Below are 12517 nucleotides of genomic sequence, written 5' to 3'. Positions count from 1 at the left end.
CGCGAAGAGGCCATCAAAAACCCCACAAAACCTTCAGGCACAAAAAAGCCCCGACTCTCACAAGCCGGGGCTTTTCGTTGAAGCGCTACAACGGCTTAGCCGTTGAACACGTCATCCACGCTTTTGAGCGGGTAGTTCTTCGGATACGGCAGGGTCGCCACGCCGGTCTCGATGGCAGCTTTGGCCACAGCATCGGAGATCAGGGTGATCAGACGGGCATCCATTGGCTTCGGAATGATGTACTCACGACCGAATTCCAGCTTGATGCCGCCGTAGGCGTCGCACACTTCCTGAGGCACCGGCAGCTTGGCCAGTTCACGCAGGGCGTTGGCCGCAGCCACTTTCATTTCTTCGTTGATGCGCTTGGCGCGAACGTCCAGGGCACCGCGGAAGATGAACGGGAAGCCCAGTACGTTGTTGACCTGGTTCGGGTAGTCGGAACGACCGGTGGCCATGATCACGTCGCTACGGGTAGCGTGCGCCAGCTCCGGGGAGATTTCCGGATCAGGGTTCGAGCAGGCGAACACGATCGGGTTAGGCGCCATCGACAGCAGGCCTTCAGCGCTCAGCAGGTTCGGGCCGGACAGGCCTACGAACACGTCAGCGCCTTGCAGGGCGTCAGCCAGGGTGCGCTTGTCGGTCGCGTGAGCGAACACAGCCTTGTACTGGTTCAGGTCGTCACGGCCGGAGTGGATCACGCCGGTGCGGTCGACCATGTAGATGTTTTCGATGTTGGCGCCCATGCTCACCAGCAACTTCATGCAGGAGATGGCGGCAGCGCCGGCACCCAGGCAGACGATCTTGGCTTCCGGCAGGGTTTTGCCAGCGATTTCCAGGGCGTTGATCATGCCGGCGGCGGTCACGATAGCGGTGCCGTGCTGGTCATCGTGGAATACCGGAATATCGCACTGCTCGATCAGAGCGCGCTCGATTTCAAAGCACTCTGGTGCCTTGATGTCTTCCAGGTTGATGCCACCGAAGGTGATGGAGATGCGCTTGACGGTGTCGATGAAGGCTTGCGGGCTTTCGGAGTCGACTTCGATGTCGAAAACGTCGATGCCGGCGAAGCGCTTGAACAGTACGCCTTTGCCTTCCATCACTGGCTTGGAAGCCAATGGGCCGAGGTTACCCAGACCGAGAATCGCGGTGCCATCGGAAATGACTGCAACCAGGTTGCCTTTGCCGGTGTACTTGTAGGCCAGTTCAGGATCGCGGGCGATCTCGCGTACTGGTTCGGCTACGCCCGGGCTGTAGGCCAGCGACAGGTCGCGAGCGGTAGCAGTGGCCTTGGTGAGCTCGACACTCAGCTTCCCTGGACGAGGATTGGCGTGATATTCGAGAGCGGCAGTTTTCAGATCAGACATTTTGGCATTCCGCTTTTTACTGTTGGACAGACTGGTCAGCGAGGATACGCGCCTCGCAAAGTCCCCACAAGACTGACTGGTCACCCCTGTCAAGCGCCCGGCCCTACGACTTTGGGCCAAGAGCCACGGCATACAAGGGTTAGACTGTTCACAATCAGCGCAAAAAATGTCTACAATTTTTTATCACTGCACGACTTGAAACATCGCCGGGTCGGTCAAGGGCAACATCCAGCGCGCCTGACCTTCTTTCAGTCCGCCACGTCGCGAACGATCCAGTACCCACCCGCGCGCCTCGATCTGCTTGCCTTCGAGCCTTTCCAGCAAGCCCGCATCAAACCGCCCCAGCAGATTGGGTGCAACGCGCAATACAACCGAATCCTGTAACTCGATCCAAACCCCGCCGCGATTGCGTTGAACCTTGCTCACACGACCGCTGAGCACGGCGAACCCGGAAGTGCTGATCTGCTCCGCCTTCAGTACAGGCGACTGGCGCCATACACCGAGCCCGGCCTGTCGAGCGCTGGTTTCTGCAGCTTGCTGACAGGTGACCAGATCGACATTCGGCGCCACGGCCACCTGAAAACCCAGGCCTTCGGCGAGCATTTGCGCTTCGAGGTTGGCGCCATCGGCACCGTAGACATGAGCCAGGGTGCGGCCGTAATGGTCCTTGCCTTCTTTGCCAGGCAGCAAACCAACCTGACCGTCGCTAGCCGCTACCAAGGCTTCGAGTCGCTTGCGCGCGACCACAGCGAACGGTTCGTCGGAACGGCCATTCTTGCCCAGTTCCGGCGTATTCAAGCCGATCATGCGCACACTGCGGCCATCGCTCAGGCGCAGGGTGTCGCCGTCCACCACCCGCTGCACCGCGACAGGCGCCAGGCCGCTGGGTGTCGGGCAAAATGCCTGGGCGCCGGATAGCCAAATCGCGGACATAAAAAAGGCGCCCGCGAGGGACGCCTTCTTCATCAGCATGGAAAAACCGCAACGGCTTCCCAAGTTGATTGGCCTTAGGCCTTTTTCGCGCCGAAAGCACCGAAACGGTCGGCGAAGCGCTGTACGCGGCCGCCAGTGTCCAGAGTCTTCTGCTTACCGGTGTAGAACGGGTGGCATTCGTTGCAAACGTCGATCGCCAGGGCTTTGCCGAAGGTCGAACGGGTTTCGAACTTGTTGCCGCAGCTGCAGGTAACAGCAACTGCTGGGTATTCTGGATGGATATCAGCTTTCATGGTGTCTTCCTCAGGCTAGCGTGCCGCCACCCAACACTATTGTTGAATACCGCACGTAATTAGGCCGCGGATTCTACCAGACAATGCCAATCACGCAAGCTGTCCCTGAGACCGACCGTCTGCTAGGCTCCCGGCCTCAAGCGCATTCCCATGTGGGAGCGGGCTTGCTCGCGAAAGCGGTGTGTCAGGCGATAAATGCGTTGACTGACACTCCTTCTTCGCGAGCAAGCCCGCTCCCACAATTGATCTGCGTCCACTCCTTCTTTTGTTGCCTGCTAATCGAGATCCCCCCGCGTGCCCGACGCCATTTTGCGCCTCGCCCTGCCTTCGCCGCTGCGCCGCCTGTTCGACTACCGCGCTCCGGCCGGCGTCCTGCGCGCCCAGTTGCACCCCGGCATGCGCCTGCGGGTACCGTTCGGCCGACGGGAGATGATCGGTATTCTGGTGGAAGTCACCGACACCAGCGAAGTGCCGGTCGAGAAACTCAAGCCGGCCCTGGCCCTGCTCGACGCTACGCCACCGCTGCCGCCCGCGCTGTTCAAGCTGTGCCTGTGGACGTCCCAGTATTACCAGCACAGCCTCGGCGACACTTTGAGCTGGGCGCTGCCGGTTTTGCTGCGCCAGGGTGAATTAGCCGAAGCACGCCAGGAGCGCTTCTGGTCCGCCGCGCCGGGGGCCAGCCTCGACGATCCGCGCATCGCCCGCGCCCCGCGCCAGCGTGAAGCCCTGGCCACGCTGGCCCAACATCCCCATGGCGTCGCCCATCAATTGCTGAGCAAACTGATGCTGAGCAAGGACAGCCTGGATTTGCTGCTGGCCAAGGACCTGGTGCAGGTCGAGATCCGCCGGCACGCCCCTGGCGCACGCCACGAACACTGGCTGGCGCAACCGGAACTCCCCCTAAACCCGGAGCAACGCGCCGCCTATGAGGCGATTCGCGCCGGCTTCGACAGTTATCACGCGTTCCTGCTGGCCGGCGTCACCGGCAGCGGCAAGACCGAAGTCTATCTGCAGTTGATCCGCGAAACCCTCGAGGCCGGCAAGCAGGCGCTGGTGCTGATCCCGGAAATCAACCTCGGCCCGCAGACCCTGGCGCGCTTCGAACAGCGTTTCAATGCCCGTATCGCGCTGATCCATTCGGCGGTCAATGACCGCGAACGCCTCGAGGCCTGGCTGGCCGCGCGGGACGGTGAGGCCGACATCATTATCGGCACCCGCTCGGCCCTGTTCACTCCGATGAAGAACCCCGGTCTGATCATCATCGACGAAGAGCACGACGGCTCCTATAAACAGCAGGAAGGTTTGCGCTACCACGCCCGCGATCTGGCATTGGTGCGGGCGCGACAGGAAAACATTCCGATTGTCCTCGGCTCCGCCACCCCTTCGCTGGAAAGCCTGCACAACGCCTACACCGGCCGCTACGGGCTGCTGCGCTTGAACGAGCGAGCCGGCGGCGCCAAACAGCCGCGCTTTCTGCGTCTGGACGTGAAAAGCCGCCCGCTGGACAGCGGCATTTCCGGGCCGATGCAACAAGCCATCGGCCAGACTCTGGCCGCCGGACAGCAAGTCCTGGTGTTCCTCAACCGCCGCGGCTTCGCCCCGACCCTGCTGTGCCATGACTGTGGCTGGATGTCCGAGTGCCAGCGCTGTGATGCGCGAATGACCGTGCACCAGCGTTACGGCGAGTTGCGCTGCCACCATTGCGGCTACGTCGAACGCGTGCCGCGCCAGTGCCCGAAGTGCAACAAGGTCGATCTGCGCCCCGTTGGCGCCGGCACCGAACGGGCCGAGGAGCGCCTGGCGATTCTGTTCCCGGACTATCCGGTGCTGCGGGTCGACCGCGACAGCACATCGCGCAAGGATGCGATGAACCAGTTGTTCGCGACCATTCAAAAAGGCCAGCCGTGCATCCTGATCGGCACGCAGATGCTTGCCAAAGGTCACCACTTTCCACGGGTGACGCTGGTGTCGATCCTCGACGCCGACGGCGGCCTGTTCTCCGGTGACTTCCGCGCCAGCGAGCGCATGGCTCAATTGATCGTGCAGGTCGCCGGCCGCGCTGGTCGCGCCGAGGAGCCGGGCAAGGTGATTATCCAGACGCACCTGGCCGACCATCCACTGCTGGTGCAATTGACCGAGCAAGGCTATTTCGCCTTTGCCGAACAGGCCTTGAGCGAACGCCGCGCGGCCGGTCTGCCGCCGTTTGCGCACCTGGCGCTGCTGCGGGCCGAGGCGCATAAACCGGGTCAGGCCGAAGGCTTCCTGGATGAGGCTTGCAGCGAGGCGGAGCGTTTGCTGGCCGAGCAGAATCTGACCGGGATCGAGTTATTGGGACCGGTCCCGGCACCGATGGAGCGCCGGGCCGGGCGTTATCGTGCACAGCTGTTGGTACAGGCCACGGCGCGAGCACCCTTGCATCGATTGCTGGCCAGTTGGTTGCTGGTGCTGGAGCAGATGCCGAGCGGGCGGGCGGTGCGTTGGTCCTTGGATGTCGACCCCGTAGATCTATATTGATTTTGAGATCGCTTTCGCGAGCAAGCCCGCTCCCACAATGGTTCTCGGGTGGAACTAAATTTTGTATCCACCTCAAAACCTGTGGGAGCGGCGGTGCGACGATTCGACTTGCTCGCGAAGAGGCCCTAATTGTCACCACACATCCACATCCTGCCTGCTAAGGTTGGCAAGCCCGTCTTCGCAACGGATAATGCCCAGTTTTTCCACCAGCGCATGATGCGCCGCCGCACCTGCGGTCGAAAGAGAAGACCATGAAAGACACCATTCGCCAGCTGATCCAACAAGCCATCACCCAACTCGTCAACGAAGGTGTGTTGCCTGAAGGCCTGTCGCCGGCGATCCAGGTGGAAAACTCCCGCGACAAGAAGAACGGCGATTTCGCCAGCAACATCGCCATGATGCTGGCCAAGCCCGCCGGCATGAAGCCCCGCGACCTGGCGGAAAAAATCATCGCCGCCCTGCCGGCTGACGAAAATGTCGCCAAGACCGAAATCGCCGGCCCGGGCTTCCTGAACTTCTTCCAGAACACCGACGCCCTGGCCGCACGCCTGGACGCGGCCCTGGCCGACACCCACATCGGCGTGCGCAAGGCCGGCCCGGTGCAGCGCACCGTGGTCGACCTGTCGGCGCCGAACCTGGCCAAGGAGATGCACGTCGGTCACCTGCGCTCGACCATCATCGGCGACGGCGTGGCCCGCGTGCTGGAGTTCCTCGGCGACACCGTGATCCGTCAGAACCACGTCGGCGACTGGGGCACCCAGTTCGGCATGCTGATGGCTTACCTGCAGGAAAACCCGATCACCAGCGACGAGCTGTCGGACCTGGAGAACTTCTACCGTGCCGCCAAGCAACGCTTCGACGAATCCGAAGAGTTCGCCGACCGTGCCCGTGGCCTGGTGGTCAAGTTGCAGGCCGGCGACGCCGATTGCCTGGCCCTGTGGACCAAGTTCAAGGACATCTCGCTGTCCCACTGCCAGAAGATCTACGAACTGCTCAACGTTAAACTGACCATGGCCGACGTGATGGGCGAAAGCGCCTACAACGACGACCTGATCAACGTGGTCAACGACTTGAAGGCCGCAGGCATGCTGGTCGAGAGCAACGGCGCCCAGTGCGTGTTCCTCGACGAGTTCAAGAACGCCGACGGCGACCCGCTGCCGGTGATCATCGTCAAGGCTGACGGCGGCTACCTCTACGCCACCACCGACCTGGCGGCCGTGCGCTACCGCAGCGGCAAGCTCAAGGCCGATCGTGCGCTGTACTTCGTCGACCAGCGTCAGGCCCTGCACTTCCAGCAAGTGTTCGCCGTGGCGCGCAAGGCCGGTTTCGTGACCCATCCGATGGAAATGGAACACATGGGCTTCGGCACCATGAACGGCGCGGACGGTCGTCCGTTCAAAACCCGTGATGGCGGCACCGTGAAGCTGATCGACCTGCTGACCGAAGCCCAGGAGCGCGCCTACACCCTGGTCAAGGACAAGAACCCGGAACTTGCCGAAGCCGAGTTGCGCAACATCGCCAAGGTGGTGGGCATCGGCGCAGTGAAGTACGCCGACCTGTCCAAGCACCGCACCAGCGACTACAGCTTCAACTTCGACCTGATGCTCAACTTCGAAGGCAACACCGCGCCGTACCTGCTGTACGCCTACACCCGCGTGGCCGGCGTGTTCCGCAAGCTCGGCAAGGACTTCAGCGAAGTCGAAGGCCAGATCGTCCTCGAAGCGGCGCACGAACATGAACTGGCGGCGAAGCTTGCGCAGTTCGGTGAAATCCTGAACAACGTGTCCGAAAAAGGCACCCCGCACATCCTTTGCACTTACCTGTACGACGTCGCCGGCCTGTTCTCCAGCTTCTACGAGAACTGCCCGATCCTCGCCGCCGATACCCCGGCACAAATGCAGAGCCGCCTGCGCCTCGCCGCGCTGACCGGACGCACCCTCAAGCAAGGCCTGGAACTCTTGGGCCTGGAAACTCTGGAGCGTATGTAAGTTGGCTGCCAAGAAAAAACCTGCACCCAAGCGTGGCGCCAGCCGTTACCAAGCTCCTGCAAAGCAACCGATTCCGGGTTGGTTGTGGATGGTCATCGGCCTCACGGTCGGTGCGTTCCTTGTGTTCTTGATGAAACTGGAGCCGGGCAAGGGCAGCGACACGGTCAAGCGTGAAAAGGTCGAGCAACAGCAACAGCAGAAAGCCAGCAAGATCGCCGAGGCCAACAAGACCCCGCCGAGCCCGACGCAACCGGTGAAGCCGAAGTACGACTTCTACACCTTGCTGCCGGAATCGGAAGTCATCGTGCCGCCGGATGCCGTGCCGGAAAAAACCCTGCCGACGCCGCAAGTGCCTGCCATCCCGACCACGCCGGTCACCCCGGCCGAAGCGGCGAAGATCGACACCGCACGGGCCCAGGCTGCCTTGGCCGGGATTACTCCGCCTCCTGCACCACCGGTCAAGGCTGCGCCTGTGACGAAGTTTTTCCTGCAGGCTGGCTCGTTCCGCAAAGAGACTGATGCGGACAAGGTGCGGGCGCAGATCATCCTGCTGGGCCAGGCCGTGGCGGTTGAGTCCGGCACGGTGAAAGACGAAACCTGGTATCGGGTTCTGGTCGGTCCGTTCAGCAACCGCGAGCAACTGACCACCGCGCAGAAACAATTGGCGGGCGCAGGCTTCAGCAATTTGTTGTTACAACAACGCCAGAGCCGCTGATCGATTGCCCCAGACACCGCGTCATCGTTCTTCGCGAGCAAGCCCGCTCCCACATTCGACCGCATTCCAATGTGGGAGCGGGCTTGCTCGCGAAGGCGCCCTGGTAAACACCACAGACTCCATCTGACTCACACCGCTCGTCCCCCGCCGCGTCCTACAGTTGAAATCCACTCCAGCACCCCCATATGAATGGGCATAAGGCATTTTCGCCCCGCTGCGTGGAGACTCTTCCCTTGACCACCATCGTTTCAGTTCGCCGCCACGGCAAAGTCGTCATGGGCGGCGACGGCCAGGTTTCCCTTGGTAATACCGTGATGAAAGGCAACGCGAAAAAAGTTCGCCGCCTGTACCACGGTCAGGTCATCGCCGGTTTTGCCGGTGCCACCGCCGACGCCTTTACCCTCTTCGAACGTTTCGAAGGCCAGCTTGAAAAACACCAGGGTCACCTGGTGCGCGCCGCCGTCGAGCTCGCCAAAGAATGGCGCACCGACCGCTCCCTGAGCCGCCTTGAAGCCATGCTCGCGGTCGCCAACAAGGACGCCTCCCTGATCATCACCGGCAACGGCGATGTGGTTGAGCCCGAAGACGGCCTGATCGCCATGGGTTCCGGTGGCGCCTACGCCCAGGCCGCGGCCAGCGCGCTGCTGAAAAAAACCGACCTGTCAGCCCGGGAAATCGTCGAAACCGCCCTCGGTATCGCCGGCGACATCTGTGTATTCACCAACCACACCCAGACCATTGAGGAGCAGGACTGCGCCGAGTAAGCCCGTGCAGCCATCGCACCACGGCTCATTCTTGCTTGAGGTCCACTGAATATTATGTCCATGACTCCCCGTGAAATCGTCCACGAACTCAACCGCCACATCATCGGCCAGGACGATGCCAAGCGCGCCGTCGCCATTGCCCTGCGCAACCGCTGGCGCCGCATGCAGCTGCCTGAAGAGCTGCGCGTTGAAGTAACGCCGAAGAACATCCTGATGATCGGCCCGACCGGCGTCGGTAAAACCGAGATCGCCCGTCGCCTGGCCAAACTGGCCAATGCACCGTTCATCAAGGTCGAAGCGACCAAGTTCACCGAAGTCGGCTATGTCGGCCGCGACGTCGAATCGATCATTCGTGACCTGGCCGATGCTGCGATCAAGCTGCTGCGCGAGCAGGAAATCGTCAAGGTTCGCCACCGCGCCGAAGACGCCGCCGAAGAGCGCATCCTCGACGCCCTGCTGCCACCGGCACGCATGGGCTTCAGCAGCGACGACGCCCCGACTGCCGACTCCAACACCCGCCAGCTGTTCCGCAAGCGCCTGCGCGAAGGTCAGCTGGATGACAAGGAGATCGAAATCGAGGTCGCCGAAATGACCGGCGTCGATATCTCCGCGCCACCGGGCATGGAAGAAATGACCAACCAGTTGCAAAGCCTGTTTGCCAACATGGGCAAGGGCAAGAAGAAAGCCCGCAAGCTCAAGGTCAAGGAAGCGCTCAAGCTGGTGCGCGACGAAGAAGCCGGTCGCCTGGTCAACGATGAAGAGTTGAAGGCCAAGGCCCTGGAAGCGGTCGAGCAGCACGGCATCGTGTTCATCGACGAAATCGACAAGGTCGCCAAGCGTGGCAATTCCGGTGGCGTCGATGTGTCCCGCGAAGGCGTGCAGCGCGACCTGCTGCCGCTGATCGAAGGCTGCACCGTCAACACCAAGCTGGGCATGGTCAAGACCGACCACATCCTGTTCATTGCTTCGGGTGCGTTCCACCTGAGCAAGCCGAGCGACCTGGTGCCCGAGCTGCAAGGCCGTCTGCCGATCCGTGTCGAACTCAAGGCCCTGACCCCTGAGGATTTCGAACGCATCCTCAGCGAGCCTCACGCCTCGCTCACCGAGCAATACTGCGCTCTGCTGAAAACCGAAGGCCTGGGCATCGAGTTCCAGCCGAGCGGCATCAAGCGCATCGCGGAGATCGCCTGGCAGGTCAACGAGAAAACCGAAAACATCGGTGCCCGTCGCCTGCACACCCTGCTCGAGCGCCTGCTCGAAGAGGTGTCGTTCAGCGCCGGCGACCTGGCCAGCGCCCATGACGACAAGGTGATCCAGATCGACGCCGACTACGTCAACAGCCACCTGGGCGAATTGGCGCAGAACGAAGACCTGTCCCGTTATATCCTGTAAGCCATACTTACAGCGATAGAGATCCTGTGGGAGCGAGCCTGTGGCGAGGGGGCTTGCCCCCGTTGGGGCGCGAAGCGCACCTAAAACCAGCCACCGCGATCCTGAATCAGAATGCGGTGATCGGTTTTACGACTGCTTCGCAGTCGAACGGGGGCAAGCCCCCTCGCCACAGGCTCGCTCCCACAAGGTTCTGCACAAGACGGACATCTGGCCATGATCCCCACCGACATCAAGCTGCACAAAGCCTCGAAAACCCTGACGCTCAAATACGCGTCCGGCGAGGAGTACACCCTGCCCGCCGAGTTCTTGCGCGTGCACTCTCCTTCCGCCGAGGTCCAGGGCCACGGCAAACCCATCCTGCAATTTGGCAAGATCAACGTAGGACTGACCAAGGTAGAACCCGCCGGTCAGTACGCACTGAAATTGACCTTCGACGACGGCCACGACAGCGGCTTGTTCACCTGGGAATATCTGTACGAGCTGGGGCGACGTTATGACGCACTCTGGGAAGATTATCTGGCCGAGCTAAAAGCCGCCGGAAAAACCCGCGACCCGAACGAATCCGTCGTCAGACTGATGCTCTAATCCGAGCCTCTTGCTCTTTAGAGGGCATTTTCTAATTTCATCTGTTTGAATGCTCCGCTCCAGGGCCGCCGATTGGCCTGCTTGCGAAAAAAATTAAACTCGGGTAACCAATGGAACTGGCAAGTTCCCTGCAGTGCTCTCTGCATTAAAAAAGCAGCGATGCAGTATTAACGGTCACCCCGAGCAGTAGTACCTGGCATTGGCTGTGTGACTACACAGCAGGACCCGGTACTCGTCTCAGGACAATGGAGCGTCGTAGATGAGTAACAAGAATAACGATGACTTGAAGAGTCAAGCCTCGGAAAACACCTTGGGGCTGAATCCTGTCGTTGGACTGCGTGGAAAGGATCTACTGGCTTCTGCTCGAATGGTGCTCAGGCAGGCCATCAAGCAACCGATTCACAGCGCCAGGCATGTCGCTCATTTCGGACTGGAACTCAAGAACGTGCTGCTCGGCAAATCCGAGCTGCTACCGACCAGCGATGACCGTCGTTTCGCGGATCCGGCCTGGAGCCAGAACCCGCTCTACAAACGTTATCTGCAAACCTACCTGGCGTGGCGCAAGGAACTCCACGACTGGATCGACGACAGCAACCTGCCGGCCAAGGACGTCAGCCGCGGGCACTTCGTGATCAACCTCATGACCGAGGCCTTCGCGCCGACCAACACGGCGGCCAACCCGGCGGCGGTCAAGCGCTTCTTCGAAACCGGTGGCAAGAGCCTGCTCGACGGTCTCTCGCACCTGGCCAAGGACCTGGTGCATAACGGCGGCATGCCGAGCCAGGTCAACATGGGTGCATTCGAGGTCGGCAAGACCCTTGGTGTGACCGAGGGCGCGGTGGTCTTTCGCAACGACGTGCTGGAGCTGATCCAGTACAAGCCGATCACCGAGCAGGTGCATGAACGCCCACTGCTGGTGGTACCGCCGCAGATCAACAAGTTCTACGTTTTCGACCTGAGCCCGGAAAAGAGCCTGGCGCGGTTCTGCCTGCGCAACAACATGCAGACCTTCATCGTCAGCTGGCGCAACCCGACCAAGGAGCAGCGCGAGTGGGGCCTGTCGACCTACATCGAAGCGCTCAAGGAAGCGGTTGATGTGGTCACCGCCATCACCGGCAGCAAAGACGTGAACATGCTCGGTGCCTGCTCCGGCGGCATCACCTGCACCGCGCTGCTGGGCCACTACGCGGCAATCGGCGAGAACAAGGTCAACGCCCTGACCCTGCTGGTCAGCGTGCTCGACACCACCCTGGACAGCGACGTAGCCCTGTTCGTCGACGAGCAAACCCTGGAAGCCGCCAAGCGCCAGTCGTACCAGGCCGGTGTACTCGAAGGTCGCGACATGGCGAAAGTCTTCGCCTGGATGCGCCCCAACGACCTGATCTGGAACTACTGGGTCAACAACTACCTGTTGGGCAACGAGCCGCCGGTATTCGACATTCTGTTCTGGAACAACGACACCACCCGGTTGCCCGCCGCGTTCCATGGCGACCTGATCGAGATGTTCAAAAGTAACCCGTTGACCCGTGCCGATGCACTGGAAGTGTGCGGTACGCCGATCGATCTGAAGAAGGTCACCGCCGACATCTTCTCGCTGGCCGGCACCAGCGACCACATTACCCCGTGGCGCTCCTGCTACAAGTCGGCGCAACTGTTCGGGGGCAACGTTGAATTCGTGCTGTCCAGCAGCGGACACATCCAGAGCATTCTGAACCCGCCGGGCAATCCGAAATCGCGCTACATGACCAGCACTGAAATGCCCGTCAATGCCGATGACTGGCAGGAAGAGTCGACCAAGCACGCCGACTCCTGGTGGCTGCATTGGCAGGCGTGGCAGGCACAGCGTTCGGGCAACCTGAAAAAAGCACCGGCAAAACTGGGCAACAAGGCCTACCCGGAAGGGGAAGCCGCACCGGGCACTTACGTGCATGAGCGGTAACTGACACACCTCGCCCTACTGTGGGAGCGG

Annotated in this window: 10 protein-coding genes; 7 read left to right on the top strand and 3 right to left on the bottom strand. The window is 61.3% G+C overall.

What is annotated here, in order from left to right; all coding sequences use genetic code 11:
- Positions 1-95: 95 nt before the first annotated feature.
- The 3 genes from KGB29_RS11580 to rpmE all read right to left on the bottom strand — a co-directional run bounded on the left by KGB29_RS11580 (position 96) and on the right by rpmE (position 2590).
- A complete protein-coding gene (locus KGB29_RS11580) occupies positions 96-1364 on the bottom strand; it encodes a malic enzyme-like NAD(P)-binding protein (RefSeq protein ID WP_008047852.1) in 1269 nt (422 codons plus the stop codon).
- A gap of 183 nt (positions 1365-1547) precedes the next feature.
- A complete protein-coding gene (locus KGB29_RS11575; protein WP_154861186.1) occupies positions 1548-2336 on the bottom strand; it encodes a thermonuclease family protein in 789 nt (262 codons plus the stop codon).
- A gap of 35 nt (positions 2337-2371) precedes the next feature.
- Positions 2372-2590, bottom strand: a complete 219-nt coding sequence (gene rpmE, locus KGB29_RS11570; RefSeq protein ID WP_008047849.1) for a 50S ribosomal protein L31 — start codon at positions 2588-2590, stop codon at positions 2372-2374.
- Positions 2591-2884: 294 nt separating this feature from the next.
- Between rpmE and KGB29_RS11565 the strand changes: the two genes are divergently transcribed.
- The 7 genes from KGB29_RS11565 to phaC all read left to right on the top strand — a co-directional run bounded on the left by KGB29_RS11565 (position 2885) and on the right by phaC (position 12487).
- On the top strand, positions 2885-5104 hold the full coding sequence (locus tag KGB29_RS11565) for a primosomal protein N' (RefSeq protein WP_090452665.1): 2220 nt from the start codon (positions 2885-2887) through the stop codon (positions 5102-5104).
- A 251-nt stretch (positions 5105-5355) separates the two neighbouring features.
- On the top strand, positions 5356-7092 hold the full coding sequence (gene argS / locus KGB29_RS11560; RefSeq protein ID WP_102672218.1) for an arginine--tRNA ligase: 1737 nt from the start codon (positions 5356-5358) through the stop codon (positions 7090-7092).
- Between the two features lies 1 nt (position 7093).
- Complete coding sequence (locus KGB29_RS11555) at positions 7094-7807, top strand: SPOR domain-containing protein (RefSeq protein WP_057712359.1); 714 nt, start codon at positions 7094-7096, stop codon at positions 7805-7807.
- Positions 7808-8040: 233 nt separating this feature from the next.
- On the top strand, positions 8041-8571 hold the full coding sequence (hslV, locus tag KGB29_RS11550; protein ID WP_007975582.1) for an ATP-dependent protease subunit HslV: 531 nt from the start codon (positions 8041-8043) through the stop codon (positions 8569-8571).
- Positions 8572-8625: 54 nt separating this feature from the next.
- On the top strand, positions 8626-9963 hold the full coding sequence (hslU, locus tag KGB29_RS11545; protein ID WP_150811968.1) for an HslU--HslV peptidase ATPase subunit: 1338 nt from the start codon (positions 8626-8628) through the stop codon (positions 9961-9963).
- Positions 9964-10176: 213 nt separating this feature from the next.
- Positions 10177-10548: a gamma-butyrobetaine hydroxylase-like domain-containing protein gene (locus tag KGB29_RS11540; protein WP_057712361.1), complete on the top strand. Its 372-nt coding sequence runs from the start codon at positions 10177-10179 to the stop codon at positions 10546-10548.
- A 259-nt stretch (positions 10549-10807) separates the two neighbouring features.
- The gene (gene phaC, locus KGB29_RS11535; RefSeq protein WP_150811970.1) at positions 10808-12487 is read left to right on the top strand and encodes a class II poly(R)-hydroxyalkanoic acid synthase; all 1680 of its coding nucleotides are present in this window, start codon (positions 10808-10810) and stop codon (positions 12485-12487) included.
- Positions 12488-12517 lie beyond the last annotated feature (30 nt).

The sequence above is a fragment of the Pseudomonas sp. BF-B-30 genome, assembly GCF_019956305.1.
GTDB lineage: Bacteria > Pseudomonadota > Gammaproteobacteria > Pseudomonadales > Pseudomonadaceae > Aquipseudomonas > Aquipseudomonas jessenii.
This window is presented reverse-complemented; position numbering and strand designations above follow the sequence as displayed.